The organism is Peribacillus simplex, assembly GCF_030123325.1.
Classification (GTDB): Bacteria; Bacillota; Bacilli; order Bacillales; family DSM-1321; genus Peribacillus; species Peribacillus simplex_D.
Map to the genome: position 1 here is coordinate 3,401,825 of NZ_CP126106.1, position 21,211 is coordinate 3,423,035.

Sequence of the window (21,211 nt, forward strand, 5' to 3'; positions counted from 1 at the left end):
GGGGCTGGATTATACCGGCCCCACTCTTTTTCATTCTGGATTCAAACCCAACCACTAGGCTTTATATATTTTCCCAAGAACATCCTTACCGCCTGTTACCGGTATGATGCTGCCGGTAATGAAATCTGATTTTTCATCACAAAGGAACGTGATGACCCTCGCTATATCTTCCCCTGTGCCCGGTCTGCCGACTGGAACCGTATCATCCTTTTCTGCTCTCGCAACCCTAATTTCCTCCTCTTTCCAGTCACCTACGATATCACCGGGACAGACCATATTCACGGTGATGCCATGCGCAGCTTCTTCGGCAGCTAAAGTTCTTGTCAAGGAGGTCAAGCCGCTCTTTGCAGCAGCAAAAACAGAACGATATATCCAACCTGGTGCAGTTTCACACCGTTCAAACCCTAATGTAATGACTCTACCCCAGTTTCTACTGCGCATATTTGGAATAAGCTCTTTCGCAAAATAGAAAAAACCATTTAAATTTCCATCCATGATGTACTTCCATTCATCACTGCCATATTCAGTCATGTGCTTACGATCATGAATATATGGCCCTGCGTTGTGAATGAAAATATCAACATGGCCAAATGACTCCGAAATCTTTTGCAAGATATCCAGGCAATCCTCCTCACTGGACGAGTCACCTTGAATCGCAATAGCCTTAACATGGTACTTATCCTGTAATTCATCCACTAATGCTAAAGCTGCCTTTTTACTTTTTCGATAAGTAATGATAATGGACATTCCATTATCCGCGAGTGAAAATGCCATCCTTTTGCCGATTCCCGTTGCTCCACCAGTAATAAAAGCTACTTTTTCATCCACAGGCTTAACCCTCTTTATCTAATGGATTTTACTTAATTATACATAAGTTTATTCCATTTTCTATAATTTAGTAATTATAAAAAAGAACCTATGGGCTTTAGCTGCATAAAATATAACAAATAAACCTGTCAGACCAAAAGCAGGAGAGAGGAATTCAATATGTTTCCCTGGAATTCACTTTTTTCTTTTAAGAATAACCCGAACCAAAAGGACTTCATGAAAAATATGCAGCAAAGTGATGTACAATCGTTCATCGAAAAAGTATTTTCACAAGTCATCCCTGACAATATGCAAGGTATGATGAACCAAAATGATGGTGGCTCACAAATCGTAAATGCCAGATCTGAACATCCTTTACATGCCGAAGTATTTGAAACCCATTTATATGTCTTTGTAAGAATTCCCATAGAAGATGAATCTTGGCTAAAGAAAATGAAACTTTACCATACATCTAACCAATCCATCATCGAAGGGATTCCTGAAGAGTCAGATCGGCATGTCATTACACTCCCCGCACTTGTTAAGAAAAAAGGGGCATCGGCCCAATATAAAGAATCAACATTGGAAATACGTCTTCAGAAAAGTTTCAATACCCAGTATTCAGAAATCGATGTATCCGAAATATAAGTTGCTACACACCGGGACCTCGCTGATAATAAGGTGCGGTCCTGTTATTTTCATGGTGACACCCTTTTTTAGATTTCGATGTATTTTATTTCATGGAATGATCCATACTAGCAAAAAAGCGCATCCCATATTAATGGGATGCACTTTTCTATTAATCTATTATTTTCCGATGAATTGTTGAGTCCAGTAGTTACCAGATTCTACGTAACCTACTCCGATATGAGTAAAGCTAGGGTTCATGATGTTTTCACGGTGTCCTTGGCTATTCATCCAAGCTTGTACCACTTCTTCAGGTGTTTGTTGACCTTGTGCGATGTTTTCGCCAGCTGTTTTATAGCTGATTCCGAATTGTTTCATCATATCGAATGGTGAGCCGTAAGTTGGGCTATTGTGATCAAAGTAGTTTTTATCTTTCATGTCTTGAGACTTGATACGTGCAACTTTGCTCAACTCAGTGTCGATTTTAAGAGCTGCCAAACCTTGTTTTTCACGTTCTGCATTAGTTAATTTAACAACTTGTTGTTCAAAAGCACTTAATTGAGAGCTTGTTTCTTGTTTTTCTTCAGTTGTTTTATTAGGTGTTACTGGTTTTGCTTCAGGTTTTGCTTGATTCGTTGTTCCAGCTTCTTGCTGAACTGGTTTTTGAACTGGTTTTTGAACTGGTTTTTGAACTGGTTTTTGAACTGGTTTTTGAACTGGTTCTTGAACTGGCGCTTGTTGTGCCTGCGCTGCCGGTAAAGTGATATTGTATTTAGCTAGGTATTGGTTAAGGACTTTTTGCATGTCCTCTTTATTAGTAGATTGAAAAGTTACTTGTTTCACAGTATCACAGTTGGCTGCTTCAGCTTGGTTAGCTCCTACTCCTGTGAATATAATAGCTGCAGCCGCTGCTGCTGACATAAACATTTTCTTTTTCATTCGTATTTCCTCCTGTGATGTTCATTTTTTGTTGTGCTTTGCTTCTGGAATTATCATAACATGCATTTTTTGTAACAAAGGCTCCAACAATTTCCACCAAATTAACAGGATGCGAATGAAAATATATTTATGATCCAAGTTTCAGAGAAAACTTGCAAAAATGCTTTAACTATCTATGTTTCTGCCAGTAGTATAAATACTCATATTAATCCCAGTAATTTCTTGTCAATGGTAGTTACATAGAACCATTTCCATTGAATACTAATAAATTTTAATTGACATATCAATTCCAACCTGATTTTTATGACTTTCTTTACTTTTATGTTACAAATTTTTCGGTTTAACTTCGACATTTCGTCATTTATTCCCTATCGTCTTGAACATTTTCCCAAATAAAAAACAATCCGGTTTTAAAAACCCGAATTGTTTTGATTTCGATGGTACATTCATCATTTCATTTCTTCATCATTCATCTCGTCCATTTCCTTTTTTTCGCCATTTTGTTCAGGTGTGCTTGGTTTGCCTATTACGAATTCCTTCTTTGGCATGTTGTGCATATCCCTTGCCGTTACATGGGCATAAACATAGTAGGTTCCTTCTTCATCAAATTTCTTTTCCAATTCATATATGCCGTTCCCTTTATGTTTCACTGCGATCTTGTCATGATCATCGCTATTCGCAAGCCAAATTTCAAAACTGACATCATCAGCATCCGTCACGGCTTCGTCCCCATATGTTACTTTTGCCTGAAATTTCACAGGCTCATTCACTTTCCCCTGAATTGGATCGACAGCTAAATCGACATTTAACATTTTCGGAATTTCCTCTTCCTTACCGCATCCAGTCAAAAAAATTAACGCCATGCAAAATAACATGATTTTTTTCATTTTTGAACGTATCCCCTTTTTATGAATTCCATTCTTCTTTTATAATCGGTAGGATGACCCTGACTTTTGTTCCCCTTTTTTCCTTGCTTTCTATTTCGATTTTACCATTTTGTAATTCCACCAATTTTTTGACAATGGATAGTCCAAGCCCTGACCCGCCATCAAAACGGCTGCGTGCTTTGTTCACTCGGTAAAAACGATTCATGATATATGGCAGATCCGCTTCCGGAATCCCGTTACCCGTATCAGTAACCAGCAGTTCGCAATTGTCTTTATGCTGAATTAGGGCAATATGGATCGCCCCTCCGGAATCCGTGTATTGAATGGCGTTATCAATAATGTTATGCAGGATCTGTTCCATCCTTCCTTCATCCCCCAAAATAATCGGATCTGGATCCAGATCTAGCTGCATGCCTAAATGCTTTTCTTTTATTATCGGTTCATATTTCACTAGTACGTCTTCAATGAATTGCGCATAGGCAATCGGGGTTTTATTTAACAAGAATGGATCACTATCCATTTTTGTTAAGTCCATCAGATCTCCGACAAGCCGCTGCAGCCTAAGAGCCTCCCTTGAAATGAGTTGAAGGTATTTCCGTTGCTCTTCATCATTTTTCACTACACCATCCAATATGGCCTGCGTGTAGCCCTTTACGTAACTAAGCGGGGTTCTGAGTTCATGTGCAACATTTTCAAGAAATTCCTTTTTTCTTTCTTCTTCCATTTGGATGGAATTGGCCATATCATTAAAAGCCATTGCCAGTTTCCCTATTTCATCATGACTCCTTACCTCGACCTGTATGTCATAATTCCCCTCTGAGACAAGATGGGCTGCAGTCTCGATTTCCTTAATCGGACTGACTAGCTTTTTCAACCATTTCGTAGTAAACAAAATCGCGACAATCAAAAATAATAGAACTGCCGCCAACCATTTTGCGGCAAATTCCTTAAGTAAGACCGTAATGGAATCTACAGGAATATATGTATAGATGATACCCTCGAGCCGATTTTCGTCAATCAGGGGTATGATCGCCGCTACGATGTTCTTTTCAAACCTTTTCTCATATCCCTCTTTTTCAACGGCTCTCCCATCTAAAAGCATTTGCCGTTCTTCTTCAGAAATAAGGGTGTCATAATTGATTTCAAAAGGCAGACAGGCACTCAATTCCCTGGGATTGTTGACGACAAAGATCTCGCTGTCATTCTTACTGTTAAACCATTCAACTTTTTCCTTGAAATCTTCGCTGATTTCACCGCCGGAGTAATCCGCCCCTAGCAATGACGCTTCATTGACTAAATCTGTTTTAAGCTTCTCCACATATAGATTTTTATAATAATATTGAGAAAGTGAATAAGCGAAAAGCACGGATAGGATGATGGCGATGATGATGGTGAGCCATAATTTAAAAGAGAGGGTCCGCCATTTATTGATCATTTCTTTTCCTCTATCTTATAACCGATTCCCCAGACGGTTTGAATGTAATCGGCCGCTCGTAATTTCATTCGTAACGTTTTGATATGGGTATCCACTGTACGTAAAGATCCTCCATACTCCCCGCTCCATACATTTTCAAGCAGTTGTTCACGGCTGAGTGCCTGGCTTTTATGACGCATGAGGAATAACAGCAATTCGAATTCCTTCAACGTTAAATTGATTGGCTTCCCTTCGACCAAAACCGTTCTGGATTGTAAGTTCAAGCTAATTTTACCGAACCGGACATGGTTTTGACCCTCTTCATTCAATGATAATTTCCCTGTCCTCCGCAACACCGCTTCGACCCTTGCGACCAATTCTCCTGGATTGAACGGTTTGACGATATAATCGTCGCCGCCAAGCTTCAGTCCTTTCACCTTATCCCATTCTTCACCTTTCGCACTGACAAATATCACAGGGATGTCCCAATTTTCTCGAATTTCTTCACAAACGGAGAAACCATCCATACCTGGCATCATGATATCCAAAAGGATTAAATCCACTTCCTCTTTTTCAACCATACTAATAGCTTCTTTTCCATTCGCAGCTTGAAGGCATCGATAACCTGAGTTCAGCAAATACATTTCAACTAGATTTCGCATATCCTCCTCATCATCCACGACTAAAATGGTGTAAACATGCATGTCATCTACTCCCTCAACATCAATTGGAACGGACCTTCGCCGACTTTGATCGTTTTTTTAACATCGACTGTTTCAGCATCCATTACATACACTTCATCACTATCATAACCCGCCACGATCACATCTTCGTTGAAGTTCGCCATCTCAAAGGGGTTAACGCCGACCACTTTGCTTTTCACTACTTCATATTGATCATTCAATTTATATAAAGAGCTTGTACCATGACTAAGGACAAATATGCCTTCCGCATTCTCAAGGAACTTTATCGGCATGGTTGGTGCATTCAGCTTATTCTTCAACTCTCCCGTTTTTGCCGAATAAATATATAGATCTTCTTCCACTTTGTCCCCATCACCGTGTCCTCCAATCCATATTTCATCCTTTTCTTCCCTTAATAATGTGCCTGTGCTGGAACTATGTACGGGAAATTCAAAATCGACCTTTTTCGTTTCAAGATTTATCACCGAACATTTGGTATCACCAAAATTAATAACATATAAGCGATTCGCTTGCTTTCCTTGAAGAACGGTCAGGGGGCTTTTACCAACCTTGACAATATCCTGTTTCTCCCCATCTTTATTTAAAAAATAAATGGAGTGATTCGATTGGTTGACCGCCACGATGCTCTTTCCATCACGTAACAGCTTCATATTAACGATCCCTTTGCCAATTTCCCAACTGTTTATCAATTTTCCTGCTGATAAAGAGTACACCTGGACTTTCTCCATCTCTTTTCCATAAAGCAGGATAGTATCTTTGTCTGCCAGGAGCAAGGCTCCGGTAAACGGTTCTGAAATATCCCATTTTGCAAATGGATGATAGTTTTCATCTATGAAAGTCAGTGAGGTATCCTTGATATTGACCGTCGCCAGGAAAGATTCACTTTTATTGATTTTTGTAAATTCATTACCGCTATTACACCCAGTAAGCAGTACGATGGCAAGAAAAAGCCCAATGCCCCACTTCATATTCTAAGCTCCTTATTCATTAAATATCTATTTTTTAAAGATTTTAACAATGATTTGTGAAAAAAGTATGAAGCTGAAAAGAATATTTGCTAACAAGCATCCGTAACACACTCGGAAATCATAATCCTTCCAATTCAGTGATATAGGCCATGACGATCGCATTTTTCATTTCTTCCGAAAGCGAAGATTCCATCACGCGTTTAATACAGAGGTAAAATTTCTCCAATACTGGTTTTCGGGCACGGGGATGTGCATTTTCATCCAAAAGCTCACGGCGGATGAGTTCCGACAACACTTCCCTTCCACCTCCATCGGTCACCTTACGATTGTTCCATATGCTTAAATAAGCAACCAGTAATTCTTCTTGCCTGACATTTTCTTTCATATTATCCCTTCCATCCATTACTAATTTATACATATTAATGTTCAAGTTTGTAAAGACTATCTTAATAATACGATCACGCTTTTTAAAATTCAAAAAAGGAGTGAGTACAATGTCTCAAGTATACCGCTGTCCGAATTGCCGGACAAATAAATCTCGCTTCAATCTCATTCAGCAAGTAGCGACCCCCATTAAAAAGGATCCGCAGTCAGGTGAGATTATTGAACAATATTCGAACGATTCCCTTCAGCCATTCCATCTAGCCTATAATGGTCCTGAAGTTCGGGTTCAATGTGCCGCATGCGGATTAATAGAAGACGAAAAGACATTTGCCGCCTTTGGAATGCAACAATAAAAATGGTCAGACCCCTAAATGGGTCTGACCATTTTTTCAATCTTTTCCTACTGACATCTTAGCCCGGTCTATGGCGATTGGAATGGCTTTACCATCCTCATATCCTTCATCCAATAATGCATTGGCGATTTCTATAGCCTTTCCCTTACATCTTTATCTAGATTCTTCATTGAATTAGGGTAATCATTCTTATTCCATGGCACTAATACTGCCTCCTTGATAAGAAAGTCTCCTTTTTATGTTTCCCTTCTTTAAGGGGCGGTAAACTTTTATCGGGCAGCTTTCAATTCCAAAGCTTTTAACTGACCGATCAACATTTCCTTATCCAACTTTTCCCCGATCATGACGATATTCAATGGCATCTTCATCATTTCATTCATATACATCGGCATACCGTATGAGTATTGGAATAAATGAGGGTATTGTGAATGTGTAAAGGAAATGTATCCTTTCATCCGATAGACCGTTTCCGGAAGACCCCTAAGCCATTCTTCAAAGTCGGTTTGTGCCACGGCACCTTCAAATGTATGAACGACTGCAGTTAAATGCAAATGGTCATGTACATCAAGCTTTTGATGTCCATTATGCCGTTTTCTTTGCATCTGCTGCAATGATGTCAAGGATACGGCTGCATACTCCGTCAATAAACATACAGCATCCGGATTCAGCGCCTGTATCGTATATATCAGCTGTGCGGCCACCATCTCACTTACTAAATCCGCTTTATTCAATAATATGAAATCGGCATGATGGATTTGCTCGGCAAGCAACTGTCGAAGCTGCGGAGACAGTTCCTCCCTATTGCGCCACCTTAATAAATCGACGACCGTGATAATCCCTTTATACTCCAGCCTTTTGGCGAAAATCGGCGACATGATGCCATCCAATACTTCAACTGGATGAGCTGCACCCGTCGTTTCGATATAAACCGCATCCAGTTCATTTTCCGTTAGCAATTCATGAAGCTGAACCTCCAGTTTATCTTGAATTGTGCAGCAAATGCACCCGTCAAACAACTCCTTAAGAGGCACTTCATCTCCAATGAGTCCGCTGTCAATCGATACACTGCCAAGCTCATTTAGAAGCACGGCCACTTTTCTACCCGCTTCACTTTCCTGTTTTAATATATTTCGAAGAAGCGTCGTTTTCCCGCTGCCGAGAAAGCCGCCCAATATGTACACTTCGGTTGTTTTCATTCTTATCTGCTCCTATGATCCGGTTAAATTCGATTCCGTTAAATTTTATCATACTTATCTTACTAAAGCACTTGCCGGATCGACATAAAAAAACCAGCCCGTAAGCTGGTTTCAGACATAGACAAATTCGAAGAGAAGCAAGTTCGACTGCAGTTTTTTATTTAAAAAGTTCAGTCGATTTCAGAAATCCGCTCCCTTTCCGCCGACTGTCTGCCGAGCCTCCTCGACGCAAGCGTCTGTGGGGTCTCGGCTAGCCAGTTATTCGGCAGGAGTGTCGCAAATTTCTTCAATCCAAAAAGGATTAGAGTATAAAACTATTAAGACCGGAGTACTATATTCGACCGTTCGCAAGATTTTTTGACCTTCATCTCACTATTCGGACTCCGAACACCATTTTGTTGCAAACTGAAATCACCGAGTCCATCTTCGTGGTTACAGACTGTAGGCAAACTCTATGAAAACTAAGTTTGCCTGCAGTTTTTTATTTAAAAAGTCCAGTCGATTTCAGAAATCCGCTCCCTTTCCGCCGACTGTCTGACACGCCTCCTCGACTTAAGCTCCTGTGGGGTCCCGGCTAGCCAGTTATTCGACAGGAGTGTCGCAAATTTCTTCAATCCAATAAGGATTAGAGTATAAAACTATTAAGACCGGAGTACTATATTCGACCGTTCGCGAGATTTTTTGACCTTCATCTCACTATTCGGACTCCGAACACCATTTTGTTGCCAAACTGAAATCACGGAGTCCATCTTCGTGGTTACAGACTGTAGGCAAACTCTATGAAAACTAAGTTTGCCTGCAGTTTTTTATTTAAAAGGTCCAGTCGTTTTCAGAAATCCGCTCCCTTTCCGCCGACTGTCTGACACGCCTCCTCGACTTAAGCTCCTGTGGGGTCTCGGCTAGCCAGTTATTCGGCAGGAGTGTCGCAAATTTCTTCAAACCAATGAGGATTACAGGAAAAAGCCATTAAGGATAATCTGGTCTTGTTTTTTAAAATCCTGGTTAGGGATGAGTCCATACCGATCTCCCTTTTGTCTACAAACAGAAACCAGCCCGTAAGCTGGTTTTTCAACAATGATTCATGCTTGAACTTCGTCTTTTTCGTAAATCGGAACCCACCCTGCCGCTGTAACGAAAATACGGACAGCAACAGTTTTCCTATCTTCTGCGAGCGTGAAATAATGTCTTGTCGATTCTGGTACACTAATAAGATCTCCTGGATTAAGACGTACATCAAACCACTGTTTATCATTGCCTTCAATGGCAAAGATACTCGTACCGCCTGCTATGAAACGCACTTCATCATCTTCATGGTGGTGTTCCTGCTTGAAGTTTTCAAGCATTTGATCCAAGTTCGGATTTGCATCTGATAATGTGATGATATCATGCGCTTTATAGCCTCTTCTTTCAGAAATTTCCGCTATCTCCGATTGGAAAGTCGCAAGGATTTCCTCCTTGTCAGCATCTGTTAGATCGTATTTTTCCACAAGGTGGGCCGGTAATTTGGAAATGTCCCATTGCTCATAAATAACCCCTTGTGTTTCTAAAAATCCTTTTACCTGTTCACCGTTTTCAATAACCTCGTTTGTTTCATGGAATCTGATCGTCGCCATCCTTCATTCCTCCTCTATGAGTGTTTATTTTAAAGCACCTGCAAACGCCTTTTGTTGATTAAGCAACAGCTGGTATTGAAATAAAAATTCGCAAGCTTCAAGAATTCTCTTTGCTTCGAGTCCGCTTTTACCCCAAACCGTAATGCCATGATTGCGGATCAGCACGGCGCCAGAGTCTTCTTCGACATGTGGCTTGAACTTATCGGATAACAGCGGAATGTCAGCGTGATTATATATGATTGGAATCCGAAGCTCCGAATCTTCCTCCCACCGACCGGTCGCTTTAATGATTTCATGATTACGAAAGGAAACCTGGCCTTCATCTCCGTACAATTCTGATATCACATTATTTTCAACCGTATGGACATGGAGTACACAGTTCGCGTTTGTTTTCCGGTAAATGACTGTATGAAGTAAAGTTTCAGCCGACGGTCTTAGGTTCGTTTCTTCAACTGGTTTTCCTTTTAAATCCACCAGTAAAAAGTCCGAATCCGTTTGCTTCCTTTTATCCTTTCCGCTTGCCGTAATATAAAAGAAAGGGCTTTTGGGCTCGCGGATGGACAAGTTCCCGCTAGTTCCCATAAACCAATCCCTTTCGGCCAGTTCTGCTTTAATATCTGCCAACTCCAGCCATTCTTTAGAATGATTGTTCACGCTTTAACCACCTCCTGCCGCTTTAAAATGTCAATTACATCAAAAAATGTTTCAAATCCTTGATGTGGAATTCCTTCCCTATCGCATTTTTCAAGCAGGATGTCACGGGCTATGACAAAATCGGCCTGTTTTGCCGCTTCAAAATCCGTTACTGAATCTCCAATAACGAATTTAAAATCTTCCGCACCCGCTTTTTCCCTCATAATGGATGGCTTGCAGCAACCGCAATCATTATTACATTGATCATCACAAGCATGCGGCCACTCAATATAAATCTTTTCCTTATCAAAAAATGCATGGTTGCAATAAACGGACCCTGTTGGCAAGATATCTTTTAAAAGCGGTGCAATGAAAAAATCCATGCCCCCGCTTACTATATATAAAGGGATGTTGGCTTGTTTCGTATACTCAACGAATTCATAAAACCCTGGACGAATGCCGGCCGTCTTTCTTACATATTGGATGATGTCATCCTTCATGCCACTATCAAGCAGTGAAAACATATCCCCAACTCCTGAAGATATACTGATTTTTTGCTGAAGGACACCGTCTTTCAACGCTTCCCATTCCGGAGGCGCAAACTTTTTCATGATGGAAATGATATTATCCGTGTTGGTGATCGTTCCGTCAAAATCACAAAAGATGATCGGTTTCATTATTTCTTATAAGCCTCCCCATAACACAAGAGCTTTTTTTAGTGTTTCTTCCTCAGCCGCCGCTTCAGATAGGTCCTTTCCTGCTAGAACGGCTTCCACAGCAGAGCGGAAAGCCTTGGCCCCGCCCTCTGCTCCGTCAGGGTGCCCGTGAATTCCCCCTCCTGCATTAATCACGCTATCAAGCCCAAAATCCTTGATTAGGTCCGGAACCATGCCTGGATGAATGCCTGCAGAAGGAACAGGGAAGGCTTTTTTCCATGAAAGTTCATCTTTTGTCAGAGCTTCAGCAATCGCCAAGGTCTCCTTCTTTTCTAGTGCGACATTTCCATAAGGGGATGGGAACAAGGATAAATCCGCACCTGATAACCTTACTAATTTACCTAGCAATAATGGATAGCCGATCCCATAAAATGATGAAGCTGCCAATGCCCCGCTATATGCGGGATGCGCCATGATCGGCAGCTTGATACGATCATGTTCACTCAAGGCCTGCAATACATCCAAACCATATGTATGAACGTTGAACAATAAAGCATCTGCCCCTGCTTCAGCTGCCTGCTCTGCCTTATCCAGTAATTCAAATGTTTTCCCTGATAAATTGACAGCATATAAAGTACGGTGGCCAGTGGTTTCATGGACTTGATTCAATATTCTTTTTCCCGTTTTTATTCTATCGAAAAATGGAGTCAGTTCCTGGTCGAAGAGGATCTCATCATCTTTAACTAGATCGACGCCTCCTAATGCTTGTTGCCTCAGTTGCTCATTATGGAATGTCAGGTCTCTTCCTAATACACCTTTAAAGATGCTCATCACCAGGGGCCGGTTAAATACGCCAATCTTTTCCCTTATGCCTCCAATGCCAAATTGCGGCCCGGGAAAAGCTTTTTGAATATCACCGACAAAGTCCAGGTCGATAAGTTTTATTTCTCCGTCCAATGAAAGTTTGCCGAAGACAGTCGTGAGGATTGCAGGTAAATCAATGGAAAAATTCCCTGCCGGATAAGCAATTTTAATAAGCGAACGGTATACTTTACGATTAAAGTAGCTGTTTGCCCTCTCTTCTTCAGAAAGTGGTGTCACCGATACGACGCGCCCCTTATGTTTTTCCAGTTGTTTCTGGACTAAATGTGGCAGGTCCGTCCATGTCCCGACAGTCAAACCTAGGGCAATGCTTTCTGCTTTTTTCTCATGATTTCCATTGAAGTCATGAATTAAATAAGTAGCGACTATCTCGCTCATCTGATCACTCCTATAACACGTTAGTAAACTCTCGATGTCATTAACCTGAAATGGTCTCAAAATGGCAAAAGCCCCTTCATAAAGAAGAGGCTTTAAAAAGCCATCTTCTTATCTCCCAGCCATTGGCTGCAAGAATTAGCACCGTGCCTTGTGGATTTCAGGAAATCCGGCGAAGAATTCCGCCCCATTTTACAATGGAATTACGGTCGGTTGCTGGGCTTCATAGGGCTAGTCCCTCCACCTGCTCAAAATAAGAAAACGCTGATATATAAATTGCATTCAAGTATCGAAAGATTAAGAATTTATTTTGTATTCTGACAGGTAATCCCTACTTTGTCAATAAGTTTTAACTATTTTAACGGTGAATAAATCGGATACCTCAATCCATCGTTAAAATAAGTTTAATGTACGTATTCGTTCCACAGCCTCTTCAAGCCGTTCTTCCGAAGTCAGCAGCCCTACCCTGACGTAACCTTCGCCAAATTCACCGAATCCATTCCCTGCGGCAACAGCTACGTGGGCATGCGTTAATAAATAGTCTGCAAAACTCTCTGACGTAAAACCTTTAGGTACCTTGAGCCAGGCAAAAAACGATGCCGCAGGCGCTTTGACATCCCAGCCGATTGCCCTCAATCCCTCAATGAAAACATTTCTTCGTCCTTCGTACATCTGCACTAACTGCTCTACACAGCTCTGCGAGTCAAGCAAAGCGCTTGCAGCAGCTTCTTGTATCGCCGGGAAAAGACTCACATAAAGATGGTCTTGTAATAGTTCAAGAGCTTCTATTACACTCTTATTCCCCACTGCGAAGCCGACTCTCCACCCCGCCATATTGTATGTTTTCGATAGTGTGTATATTTCTATTCCTACATCCTTCGCTCCCTCCGCCTGGAGAAAGCTTATCGGTTTTTTTCCGTCGAATCCAATCGCACCATAAGCGAAATCGTGGACCACACAAATGGAATGCTCTTTTGCGAAGGTGACGGTTTCATCAAAGAAGCTTTCAGTTGCAGAAGCACCTGTGGGATTATTCGGATAGTTCAAGAACATCATTTTGGCTTTATCAAGTACTTCTTTATGTATGTCATTGTATTTCGGAAGAAAATCATTTTCTTCTGTCAAGGGCATGAATTCGGTCTTTGCCTGGGCTAAAACGACTCCGGAAAGATAATCCGGATAGCCGGGATCTGGAACAAGGATCGTATCACCTGGATTCAATAAACACTGCGGCAGTTCGACAAGACCTGCCTTCCCCCCGAAGAGAATCGCCACTTCACTATTCGGATCCAGCTTGACACCGTATTCTCGTTCATAAAAGACGGCGGCAGCATCTTTTAAATATTGATGCCCCCGGAATGGCGAATATTTATGATTAATCGTTTTTTCAGCGGCTGACTGCAAACTTTTCACGATATGTTCTGGCGTCGGCTGATCAGGGTTTCCCTGGCCTAAATTAATGACATCATGTCCTTGCTCCGTGATCGCATTGACTTTTGCGACTAGTGAAGCAAAAAACTGCTTGGGCAGGTCCTTAAGCTGGCCGGATTTTTCGAATTGCACCATTTTTACACCTTCTCTGAAATTTCTTGAAATTCTAGTCACAAATGATATATGTTTATCATAGTCTTGTAAAGCATTTTTTACATGTGGGGGTTTCAATAGATGAAGTGGAAAATAGCTTGTATTCAAATGGATATAGCCTTCGGGCAGCCGGATATCAATTTTCAGGTCGCAGAACAATGGATGGAAAAAGCAGCACGGTCAGAACCCGATATCGTCATTTTACCGGAGCTTTGGACAACAGGATACGACTTGACCAGGTTAAATGAGATTGCTGATCACGAGGCAGAAAAAACGATTGAATTTTTTAAAACACAGGCACGGAAACACCAGATTCACATCATAGGCGGTTCCATCGCGAAAAAAACAAGCAAGGGAATCTATAACACCATGATCATCATCGATAAACATGGAAATCTCATTAAAGAATATGATAAACTCCACTTATTTCAGTTAATGGATGAACATCATTTCCTGCAGCCAGGAGAAAAAGATGGTTTATTTACTCTTGATGAAAAAATATGTGCTGGATTCATTTGTTATGACATCCGTTTCCCTGAATGGCAGCGAGCCCATACCGTTCAGGGCGCTGAAGTTCTGTTCGTAACGGCGGAATGGCCAAAGCCGAGACTCGATCACTGGAGAGCCTTATTGATTAGCCGTGCCATCGAGAACCAAGCCTATGTTGTAGCCGTTAATCGTTCAGGTTCGGATGTCAATAATATATTTGCTGGTCATTCCTTGATTATTGATCCATGGGGGAATTTCATTAGTGAAGCCGGAGAAGGAAACGAACTCCTGACAGGCACCTTGGACTTCAATAAAGTTACGGAAGCCCGTAACAAAATACCTGTATTCGAAGATCGACGCCCTGATTTTTATTAATTTACCCATTGACAAACTATTCAAAAGGTTGTTATTATTTTCCCGAAGATTAAAATTTCAGAAAACACTTACTCTTATCAAGAGCAGGCTGAGGGATAAAGGCCCTATGAAGCCCAGCAACCGACTGTAATACCATTGTGAAATGGGGCGGATTCACCGCCGGATTATAAAATCCACAGAGCACGGTGCTAATTCCACCAGAATTCATTTTCTGGAAGATAAGAGGTCCGAAGCCAAAACTTCTGCCTCTTTCTATATGAAAGAGGCTTTTTTATTCTTATTTTGAATCTGGAGGGGAAAAGAATGACTCAAAACCATTCAAATTTCAAGAGATTGACAAACGAAACAGCTATAACCCTAGCAAAAAAACTTGGGTTGGTCAATGCGGATGCAAGTTTAACATGTAAAGAAATCGGCGATGGAAACTTAAATTATGTTTTTCATATTACAGACACGCACACAAATAAAGGAATAATCATCAAACAAGCGGTCCCTTATGCCAAGGTACTTGGTGAAAGCTGGCCGCTGACATTGAAAAGGGCTGCCATTGAAGCGAATGCGCTGATTCATTTCAGAAGTTATTGCCCTGAATTCGTACCGCAAGTCTATTATTCGGATGAACAGCTTGCCATCACAGTCATGGAGGATCTATCTCACTTGAAAATCGTTAGAACAGGATTGATCGATGGCGATTCATATCCAGTGCTTTCACAGCATATTGGTGAGTATGTTGCGAAGACGGCATTTTATACATCCGATTATCATTTAGAACCATCTGCGAAAAAGGAAGTGGCCCGGCATTTCACGAATCCGGAACTCTGCAAAATCACTGAGGTATTTATTTTCACGGATCCTTTTTTTGAGGAACTCCCGGGAGACTTCGAGGTGGAATTGACTGATGCCGCCAAAAATATATGGAATGATCAAGAAGTGATACTTGAGGTCGCTAAGCTGAAACAAAGCTTTGAAACCGAGCAGGAAGCCTTGCTTCATGGAGATTTACATACTGGAAGTATATTTGCAAGTGAAACTGAAACAAAGGTTATTGATCCGGAATTCGCTTTTTATGGGCCCGTTGGTTTTGACCTTGGTCAATACACCGCCAACCTTCTCTTCCAGGCAGTCACACGCAATGGCGCTGGAAAGGAAGAGATTTTCACTCACCTTCATGAATTTTGGAATGCCTTTGAAGAAACTTATGCCGAATTATGGGAAGGCCAAAATAAAAGCCCATTCCGACATGTGAAAGGTTATCTGCCTTATTTACTGACAAAATTCAAAAAAGATGCATTCGGTTTTGCCGGCTGTGAACTGATTAGGCGAACCATTGGCCTTTCCCATGTTGCCGATTTAAACGTCATTGAAAATAAAGAAACAAGGATCGCTGCCAAAACGGCAACATTGGAAATTGGTGCATTTTTAATTAAAAAACGGGAAGAATTGGATGTTCCAACTGTCATTGAAGCCTTGAAGCAACGTACACTGCCATCTTATTCAACCATTTAAAAGGAGCCCTGCACATGACTACACTAGCACCCTTACCATATTCGGTACAATGGGATGATACCCATATTACATTATTAAATCAACAAGCTCTTCCTTCCATAACTGAATTTATTGAACTTCATTCAGTTGATGATGTATATGACAGCATTTTGACGTTAAAAGTTCGCGGTGCCCCAGCAATTGGACTGACGGCAGCATTTGGTGTTGCACTTGGTGCCAAACAGGAAACAACCTCTGAATTAGGGGATTTCAAGAGAAATGTAACGAGGCATATTGAAAAACTCGCCTCTTCACGGCCAACTGCAGTCAACCTTTTTTGGGCGTTAAAAAGGATGGAGAACACCTTGCATGCTGCGCAAAGCATTTCAGCTGCAAAGGAAGCACTTGTTTCAGAAGCTAAAGCCATCTTTGCTGAAGATGAAGAAATGTGCAGGAAAATCGGGGAACATGGGTTATCCTTATTCACTAGAGGAGATTCCATTCTCACTCACTGCAACGCTGGGGGAATTGCCACAGCTCGTTATGGCACAGCCTTGGCCCCCTTCCACCTGGCTAAAGAAAGGGACTTTCCGCTAAAAGTGTACGCATGTGAAACCAGGCCTGTCCTGCAAGGGGCGCGTTTGACGGCTTGGGAATTGATGCAAGCGGGGGTTGATGTCACCTTAATTTCAGATAATATGGCTGCACATACGATTCACCAGAAACGAATAAATGGAATTATCGTCGGGGCCGACAGGATTGCGGCTAATGGAGATACAGCCAATAAAATCGGGACATTGGGATTGGCCATATTAGCCAAGCACTTTGGCATCCCCTTTTATGTGGCCGCACCATCAAGCACATTCGACCTCTCTATCGAATCCGGCACATCCATCCCGATCGAAGAACGGAATGAAGCGGAAATCACCTTCATTCAAGGTGTAAGGATCGCTCCGGAAAACGTGAAGACTTTCAATCCAGCCTTTGACGTTACACCGAATCATCTTATTACGAGCATCATTACCGAAAACGGCATCATAAAACCGGATTTCATTAAAAACATTCCGCATTTTGTTAATTGATCCAGGTTCCTTTATTTGTGATAAAAAACGAGAAGGATTTCGTATCCTTCTCGTTTTTCATAAATGATCATGATTATTCTTACGAGGTCTATAATAAAATATTTCAAGTGAATTGAACATATTCACTTAATACAAGGTTGTTTTCAATAGTAGTTCTTGTTATTTTGAAAAGAACTCCTGAAGTGCCTTTTTATTTTTAGTGTAATCTATTTCCAAAACGGCTCCGGACTGGGGATATATTTCATCTTTAAAGCTTCCTTCCACCGGAACCCTTAAGGTTTCGACGGTGTCCGGTGTATGGAAGACGGCTTTTGGAGCCATTTCCATTATTGTTTTAAGTCCAATATCTGTATCCAAGTACGAGAGTCCTTGTTCGAGGATACCAGGAAGGGCCGCCATCCCTTCGAAGGATGAAATTTGATTCATGAACGCTGTTTTTAATTGAACCATTACTTCTTGTTGACGCTCCACCCTTCCAAAATCACTTTCATCGTCATGCCTAAAACGGACATATTTCAATATTTCCTCACCATGTAAAACATTTTTACCAACACTTGCTTGAATGCTCATATCATCAATGATTTCCTGATCCACATTCACCGCTACTCCCTCAGGGGCAAGTAAATCGACCATCTTCACAAATCCCTGGAAGTCGATTACCGCTACATGATCGACCTTGATATCGAAGTTCTCCTGTATGGTTTTCTTGAGCAGTTCCCTTCCACCATAATAATAAGCTGCATTTATTTTGTTATATCCTGATTTATTCCCGGGGATTTTCACATAACTATCACGCATGATGGAAGCCAGCTTCAGTTTCTCCTGCTCAGGAAAGTATTTTGCCAGGATAATCGCATCTGATCGAGATTTTTGCTCTCCCCTTGTATCAACACCAATTAACAGAAATGTTTTCACGCTTTCTTGGTCCTCTTCTTTGGTTAGTCTTTTTTCCGTACCTGCATTTCCATTTTGTTTGGGTAAAGGGGCATATGTGCAGCCTGCCAGAATCAAGATCAATAGATATATGAAAAATACCTTTTCTTTCATTACCTCACCTCATCGGAAAATTACCCCTATCCTCTGCCTAATATTGGAATTTTATGCATTTAACGACAAAAAAGCCTGTCAACGATAATCGCTGACAGGCTTTTCGGGCAAAATCATTTATTTGATTTCTTTCTTTAATACTTCTACTGCCTTTTTCACTTGTGTGTCGTTTTTAAGGATTTTCTCGCGGATGACCTGCATTAATTTCACGGTAGTATCATCTTTAATGGTCCCAGTTTCTTTAATTTTTTGTTCCTTCTGGAACGCTATGACCGCATTCGTGGTTGCTTCATCAAAAAATCCATCTATCTTTCCTGGATCATGTCCTGCTTCCTTCAGCATCTCTTCAGCCGCTTTCACTTCGCTCGAAGAATCGGATGCTTTCAATTCCTTATCAGGTGAAATGTACGGAAGGCTCGCATAATCAGGAAGCTTTACATTAATATCCGGCTTGATCCCTTTTTTATGAATCCAATTGCCTTCAGGAGTCAACCATTTAGCTGCCGTATATTTAAAGTTAGATCCATCTTCAAAGTCTTGGGCAGTCTGAACTGTCCCTTTCCCAAATGACTTGACACCGATCAATGGAATGTCCGCAGACTCACTGACAGCAGCTGCAACGATTTCAGAGGCACTGGCACTTCCATCATCAATCAACACGACTACCGGGATTTTCAGTTCTCCATCATTCTCCGATTTATAGACTTCTTTTTTACCGCTGCGCTCCTCAACTTGAAGGACCACTTTCCCATTCGGTATGAAAAGGCTTGCCATTTCAATTGCTTGGTCAAGCAGTCCCCCTGGGTTTCCGCGCAAATCCAATACGAGCCCCTTCATATCCTTCTTGGACATTTCTTCAAGCGCCGTTTTCAGTTCTTGGACTGTATGTTCGGAAAAACTGGTCACTTGAATCTTGGCAACTCCATCATCAAGCATTTCCGCATATACCGTTTCAATCGGAATTGTATCCCGTTTAATGGTGAGCTCAATCGGTTCCTGCTCACCAGCTCTTGAGATGGATAAATCCACTTTCGTTCCCTTTTCGCCCCTGATTTTCAGGACAGCTTCAGAAGAGCTTAGTCCTTCAACGCTTTTACCGTCCACACTTAAAATGATATCATTCGGTTTTACCCCTGCTTTTTCTGCTGGGGACCCTTTTATCGGTGAGACGACCATGATTTGTCCATCCTGCTCCTGAATCTCGGCACCGATTCCTTCAAAGGATGAAGAGATGCTTTCATGGAAACTCGACGCTTCCTTTTTATCCATATAAGCAGAGTAGGGATCATCCAATGCTTTGATCATTCCATTAATTGCCCCGTCAACCAGCTTATCTTGATCAATCTCTTCATAATAGTTATCTTTTATCGTATCGTATGTAGAATACAGCTTTTCAAATTCCGAATGTTTATCCGGTGCTAATGACTCTACTTTTTCATCTCCAAAGGTCAAGGCTATTGTAGTAATCCCTGCAGTTAGAAATATGACTAAGAAAATCCCCATAATGAACGTAAACTTCTTTATTTTAATGAATTTCCCTGCCTCTTTTGGCTGTTTTTGATTTTCTTCTTCCACTGAAGCCTCACCACTTTCATTCTTCATGACGATATAAACGATTTCATCCCTATTTTATCAGCTTTCATGCCAATCGAAAAATAATAGTTATCAAAAATAACAACTTATGACCATATGTATTTTTTTACCGCTTCGCAAACGTTAATATAGAGAAAGCTCCAAGGGCAACAGCCAACTCCCGACATTACAAAAATACGGATACCAAGGAATAACTGAGCCTATATCCCGACTGTCATTATACAGCATCACTTATTCCTGGTAACCCGCCTGACATTTACATCCAATTATCAATCCTTGATAGCTGCTTCCAATGCCACCTCAACCATTTCGTTAAAAGTTGACTGGCGCTCATCCGACGTCGTTTCCTCACCGGTTAAAATGTGATCGGAAATGGTTAATACAGATAAAGCTTGGCGGCCAAATTTAGCGGCAAGCGTGTATAGGGCAGCTGATTCCATTTCTATTGCAAGTATTTGGTACTTTGCCCATTTTTCCAATTCACTATTATCGTTATAAAACTGATCGGCGGTAAATACATTACCGACCTTCAATTGCAAGCCTTTAGCCGTGCCTGCGTCATATGCTTTTCTTAGTAATTCGAAATCTGCGGTTGGGGCAAAGTCCACCCCACCGAAAGTCATGCGGTTCATTTGGGAATCGGTGGAAGCACTCATGGCAAGGATCACATCCCTGACTTTTACATCTTTTTGAATCGCTCCTGCAGTTCCCACACGAATCAGCTTTTGGACATTATAGCTATTCATCAATTCATTCACATAAATGGAAATGGATGGAACACCCATACCTGTACCTTGTACAGAAATTCGTTTCCCTTTATAAGTCCCTGTATATCCAAACATGTTACGAACTTCATTATAAAGTTTAGCATCCTCTAAAAATGTTTCAGCAATATATTTTGCACGCAACGGATCACCTGGTAGTAAGACCGTTTCCGCAATTTCATTTTCTTTTGCACCAATATGTACGCTCATACGACTATGTCCTCCTTAACTTGTGGTTGAAATGATATTCAAAAACTACTATACCATATCAACCACAAGTTAGGAAAATTGAACCTTATCCTAGAACTTGAAAAACTGGAAATCACGAAAAGACTTTTGGCACCTTAACTCTAA

At 41.2% G+C, this 21,211-nt stretch carries 21 protein-coding genes, 1 pseudogene and 2 riboswitches; of the genes and pseudogenes, 5 read left to right on the forward strand and 17 right to left on the reverse strand.

Features of this window, described 5'->3' with window-relative positions; all coding sequences use genetic code 11:
• Positions 1–54: 54 nt before the first annotated feature.
• Positions 55–828, reverse strand: coding sequence for an SDR family oxidoreductase (locus QNH43_RS15980; RefSeq protein ID WP_283914891.1), 774 nt, complete (start codon positions 826–828; stop codon positions 55–57).
• Between the two features lie 159 nt (positions 829–987).
• On the opposite strand from QNH43_RS15980, the gene QNH43_RS15985 reads away from it, so the two are divergent.
• Positions 988–1,455 carry a hypothetical protein gene (locus tag QNH43_RS15985; RefSeq protein ID WP_076366097.1) on the forward strand — a complete coding sequence of 156 codons (468 nt, stop codon included), beginning with the start codon at positions 988–990 and terminating at the stop codon, positions 1,453–1,455.
• Between the two features lie 159 nt (positions 1,456–1,614).
• Here QNH43_RS15985 and QNH43_RS15990 read toward each other — a convergent pair whose 3' ends face one another.
• The 6 genes from QNH43_RS15990 to QNH43_RS16015 form a co-directional block, all read right to left on the reverse strand.
• A complete protein-coding gene (locus QNH43_RS15990) occupies positions 1,615–2,373 on the reverse strand; it encodes a CAP domain-containing protein (RefSeq protein WP_283914892.1) in 759 nt (252 codons plus the stop codon).
• A gap of 449 nt (positions 2,374–2,822) precedes the next feature.
• The gene (locus tag QNH43_RS15995) at positions 2,823–3,260 is read right to left on the reverse strand and encodes a FixH family protein (RefSeq protein WP_283914893.1); all 438 of its coding nucleotides are present in this window, start codon (positions 3,258–3,260) and stop codon (positions 2,823–2,825) included.
• A 19-nt stretch (positions 3,261–3,279) separates the two neighbouring features.
• The gene (locus tag QNH43_RS16000; protein ID WP_283914894.1) at positions 3,280–4,695 is read right to left on the reverse strand and encodes a sensor histidine kinase; all 1,416 of its coding nucleotides are present in this window, start codon (positions 4,693–4,695) and stop codon (positions 3,280–3,282) included.
• Positions 4,692–5,378, reverse strand: coding sequence for a response regulator transcription factor (locus tag QNH43_RS16005; protein WP_283914895.1), 687 nt, complete (start codon positions 5,376–5,378; stop codon positions 4,692–4,694). Before QNH43_RS16005 ends, QNH43_RS16000 begins: the two co-directional genes overlap by 4 nt.
• A gap of 5 nt (positions 5,379–5,383) precedes the next feature.
• Complete coding sequence (locus QNH43_RS16010; RefSeq protein WP_283914896.1) at positions 5,384–6,346, reverse strand: YncE family protein; 963 nt, start codon at positions 6,344–6,346, stop codon at positions 5,384–5,386.
• A 118-nt stretch (positions 6,347–6,464) separates the two neighbouring features.
• Positions 6,465–6,731, reverse strand: coding sequence for a hypothetical protein (locus tag QNH43_RS16015; protein ID WP_283914897.1), 267 nt, complete (start codon positions 6,729–6,731; stop codon positions 6,465–6,467).
• Between the two features lie 109 nt (positions 6,732–6,840).
• On the opposite strand from QNH43_RS16015, the gene QNH43_RS16020 reads away from it, so the two are divergent.
• Entirely contained in the window at positions 6,841–7,083 is a 243-nt protein-coding gene (locus QNH43_RS16020) for a DNA alkylation repair protein (protein WP_076366082.1), read from the forward strand.
• A 57-nt stretch (positions 7,084–7,140) separates the two neighbouring features.
• Here QNH43_RS16020 and QNH43_RS27825 read toward each other — a convergent pair.
• The 7 genes and pseudogenes from QNH43_RS27825 to QNH43_RS16050 form a co-directional block, all read right to left on the reverse strand.
• Positions 7,141–7,286, reverse strand: a pseudogene (locus QNH43_RS27825) (DUF2188 domain-containing protein); the annotation flags it as partial.
• Between the two features lie 66 nt (positions 7,287–7,352).
• Entirely contained in the window at positions 7,353–8,279 is a 927-nt protein-coding gene (locus QNH43_RS16025; protein WP_283914898.1) for a CobW family GTP-binding protein, read from the reverse strand.
• 1,079 nt (positions 8,280–9,358) lie between these two features.
• Positions 9,359–9,892: a cupin domain-containing protein gene (locus tag QNH43_RS16030; protein WP_076366078.1), complete on the reverse strand. Its 534-nt coding sequence runs from the start codon at positions 9,890–9,892 to the stop codon at positions 9,359–9,361.
• Between the two features lie 24 nt (positions 9,893–9,916).
• Positions 9,917–10,546, reverse strand: a complete 630-nt coding sequence (locus QNH43_RS16035) for a methylthioribulose 1-phosphate dehydratase (RefSeq protein WP_283914899.1) — start codon at positions 10,544–10,546, stop codon at positions 9,917–9,919.
• Positions 10,543–11,202 carry a 2-hydroxy-3-keto-5-methylthiopentenyl-1-phosphate phosphatase gene (locus QNH43_RS16040; RefSeq protein ID WP_283914900.1) on the reverse strand — a complete coding sequence of 220 codons (660 nt, stop codon included), beginning with the start codon at positions 11,200–11,202 and terminating at the stop codon, positions 10,543–10,545. The genes QNH43_RS16035 and QNH43_RS16040 overlap by 4 nt, the downstream gene beginning before the upstream one ends.
• Positions 11,203–11,208: 6 nt before the next feature.
• Complete coding sequence (gene mtnW / locus QNH43_RS16045; protein WP_283914901.1) at positions 11,209–12,441, reverse strand: 2,3-diketo-5-methylthiopentyl-1-phosphate enolase; 1,233 nt, start codon at positions 12,439–12,441, stop codon at positions 11,209–11,211.
• 105 nt (positions 12,442–12,546) lie between these two features.
• A riboswitch (SAM riboswitch) is annotated at positions 12,547–12,698 on the reverse strand.
• Between the two features lie 133 nt (positions 12,699–12,831).
• A complete protein-coding gene (locus QNH43_RS16050; protein WP_283914902.1) occupies positions 12,832–14,004 on the reverse strand; it encodes a pyridoxal phosphate-dependent aminotransferase in 1,173 nt (390 codons plus the stop codon).
• 99 nt (positions 14,005–14,103) lie between these two features.
• On the opposite strand from QNH43_RS16050, the gene QNH43_RS16055 reads away from it, so the two are divergent.
• The 3 genes from QNH43_RS16055 (at position 14,104) to mtnA (ending at position 17,453) form a co-directional block, all read left to right on the forward strand.
• Positions 14,104–14,886 (forward strand): carbon-nitrogen family hydrolase, encoded by a 783-nt coding sequence (locus QNH43_RS16055; RefSeq protein ID WP_283914903.1) that lies wholly within the window; start codon positions 14,104–14,106, stop codon positions 14,884–14,886.
• Between the two features lie 71 nt (positions 14,887–14,957).
• Positions 14,958–15,111: riboswitch (SAM riboswitch) on the forward strand.
• A 78-nt stretch (positions 15,112–15,189) separates the two neighbouring features.
• Positions 15,190–16,392: an S-methyl-5-thioribose kinase gene (mtnK, locus tag QNH43_RS16060; RefSeq protein ID WP_283914904.1), complete on the forward strand. Its 1,203-nt coding sequence runs from the start codon at positions 15,190–15,192 to the stop codon at positions 16,390–16,392.
• Between the two features lie 14 nt (positions 16,393–16,406).
• Positions 16,407–17,453, forward strand: a complete 1,047-nt coding sequence (gene mtnA, locus QNH43_RS16065) for an S-methyl-5-thioribose-1-phosphate isomerase (protein ID WP_283914905.1) — start codon at positions 16,407–16,409, stop codon at positions 17,451–17,453.
• A gap of 159 nt (positions 17,454–17,612) precedes the next feature.
• On the opposite strand, the gene QNH43_RS16070 is transcribed toward mtnA, so the two are convergent.
• From QNH43_RS16070 to deoD, 3 genes are all read right to left on the reverse strand, one after another.
• On the reverse strand, positions 17,613–18,500 hold the full coding sequence (locus tag QNH43_RS16070) for an LCP family protein (RefSeq protein ID WP_283914906.1): 888 nt from the start codon (positions 18,498–18,500) through the stop codon (positions 17,613–17,615).
• A 117-nt stretch (positions 18,501–18,617) separates the two neighbouring features.
• Positions 18,618–20,075 (reverse strand): lmo1851 family serine protease, encoded by a 1,458-nt coding sequence (locus QNH43_RS16075; RefSeq protein WP_283914907.1) that lies wholly within the window; start codon positions 20,073–20,075, stop codon positions 18,618–18,620.
• Positions 20,076–20,362: 287 nt separating this feature from the next.
• Positions 20,363–21,067 (reverse strand): purine-nucleoside phosphorylase, encoded by a 705-nt coding sequence (deoD, locus tag QNH43_RS16080; protein ID WP_076366058.1) that lies wholly within the window; start codon positions 21,065–21,067, stop codon positions 20,363–20,365.
• Positions 21,068–21,211 lie beyond the last annotated feature (144 nt).

Bases quoted from the DNA above. Each gene is read 5' to 3' on its own strand.
- QNH43_RS16030 (WP_076366078.1), bottom strand. From the start codon at position 9,892: ATGGCGACGATCAGATTCCATGAAACAAACGAGGTTATTGAAAACGGT.
- QNH43_RS15985 (WP_076366097.1), top strand. From the start codon at position 988: ATGTTTCCCTGGAATTCACTTTTTTCTTTTAAGAATAACCCGAACCAA.
- mtnK (WP_283914904.1), top strand. From the start codon at position 15,190: ATGACTCAAAACCATTCAAATTTCAAGAGATTGACAAACGAAACAGCT.
- QNH43_RS16050 (WP_283914902.1), bottom strand. From the start codon at position 14,004: ATGGTGCAATTCGAAAAATCCGGCCAGCTTAAGGACCTGCCCAAGCAG.
- QNH43_RS16070 (WP_283914906.1), bottom strand. From the start codon at position 18,500: ATGAAAGAAAAGGTATTTTTCATATATCTATTGATCTTGATTCTGGCA.
- QNH43_RS16040 (WP_283914900.1), bottom strand. From the start codon at position 11,202: ATGAAACCGATCATCTTTTGTGATTTTGACGGAACGATCACCAACACG.
- deoD (WP_076366058.1), bottom strand. From the start codon at position 21,067: ATGAGCGTACATATTGGTGCAAAAGAAAATGAAATTGCGGAAACGGTC.
- QNH43_RS16000 (WP_283914894.1), bottom strand. From the start codon at position 4,695: ATGATCAATAAATGGCGGACCCTCTCTTTTAAATTATGGCTCACCATC.
- QNH43_RS16020 (WP_076366082.1), top strand. From the start codon at position 6,841: ATGTCTCAAGTATACCGCTGTCCGAATTGCCGGACAAATAAATCTCGC.
- QNH43_RS16010 (WP_283914896.1), bottom strand. From the start codon at position 6,346: ATGAAGTGGGGCATTGGGCTTTTTCTTGCCATCGTACTGCTTACTGGG.
- QNH43_RS16005 (WP_283914895.1), bottom strand. From the start codon at position 5,378: ATGCATGTTTACACCATTTTAGTCGTGGATGATGAGGAGGATATGCGA.
- mtnA (WP_283914905.1), top strand. From the start codon at position 16,407: ATGACTACACTAGCACCCTTACCATATTCGGTACAATGGGATGATACC.
- QNH43_RS16055 (WP_283914903.1), top strand. From the start codon at position 14,104: ATGAAGTGGAAAATAGCTTGTATTCAAATGGATATAGCCTTCGGGCAG.
- QNH43_RS16025 (WP_283914898.1), bottom strand. From the start codon at position 8,279: ATGAAAACAACCGAAGTGTACATATTGGGCGGCTTTCTCGGCAGCGGG.
- QNH43_RS15990 (WP_283914892.1), bottom strand. From the start codon at position 2,373: ATGAAAAAGAAAATGTTTATGTCAGCAGCAGCGGCTGCAGCTATTATA.
- QNH43_RS16015 (WP_283914897.1), bottom strand. From the start codon at position 6,731: ATGAAAGAAAATGTCAGGCAAGAAGAATTACTGGTTGCTTATTTAAGC.
- mtnW (WP_283914901.1), bottom strand. From the start codon at position 12,441: ATGAGCGAGATAGTCGCTACTTATTTAATTCATGACTTCAATGGAAAT.
- QNH43_RS15995 (WP_283914893.1), bottom strand. From the start codon at position 3,260: ATGAAAAAAATCATGTTATTTTGCATGGCGTTAATTTTTTTGACTGGA.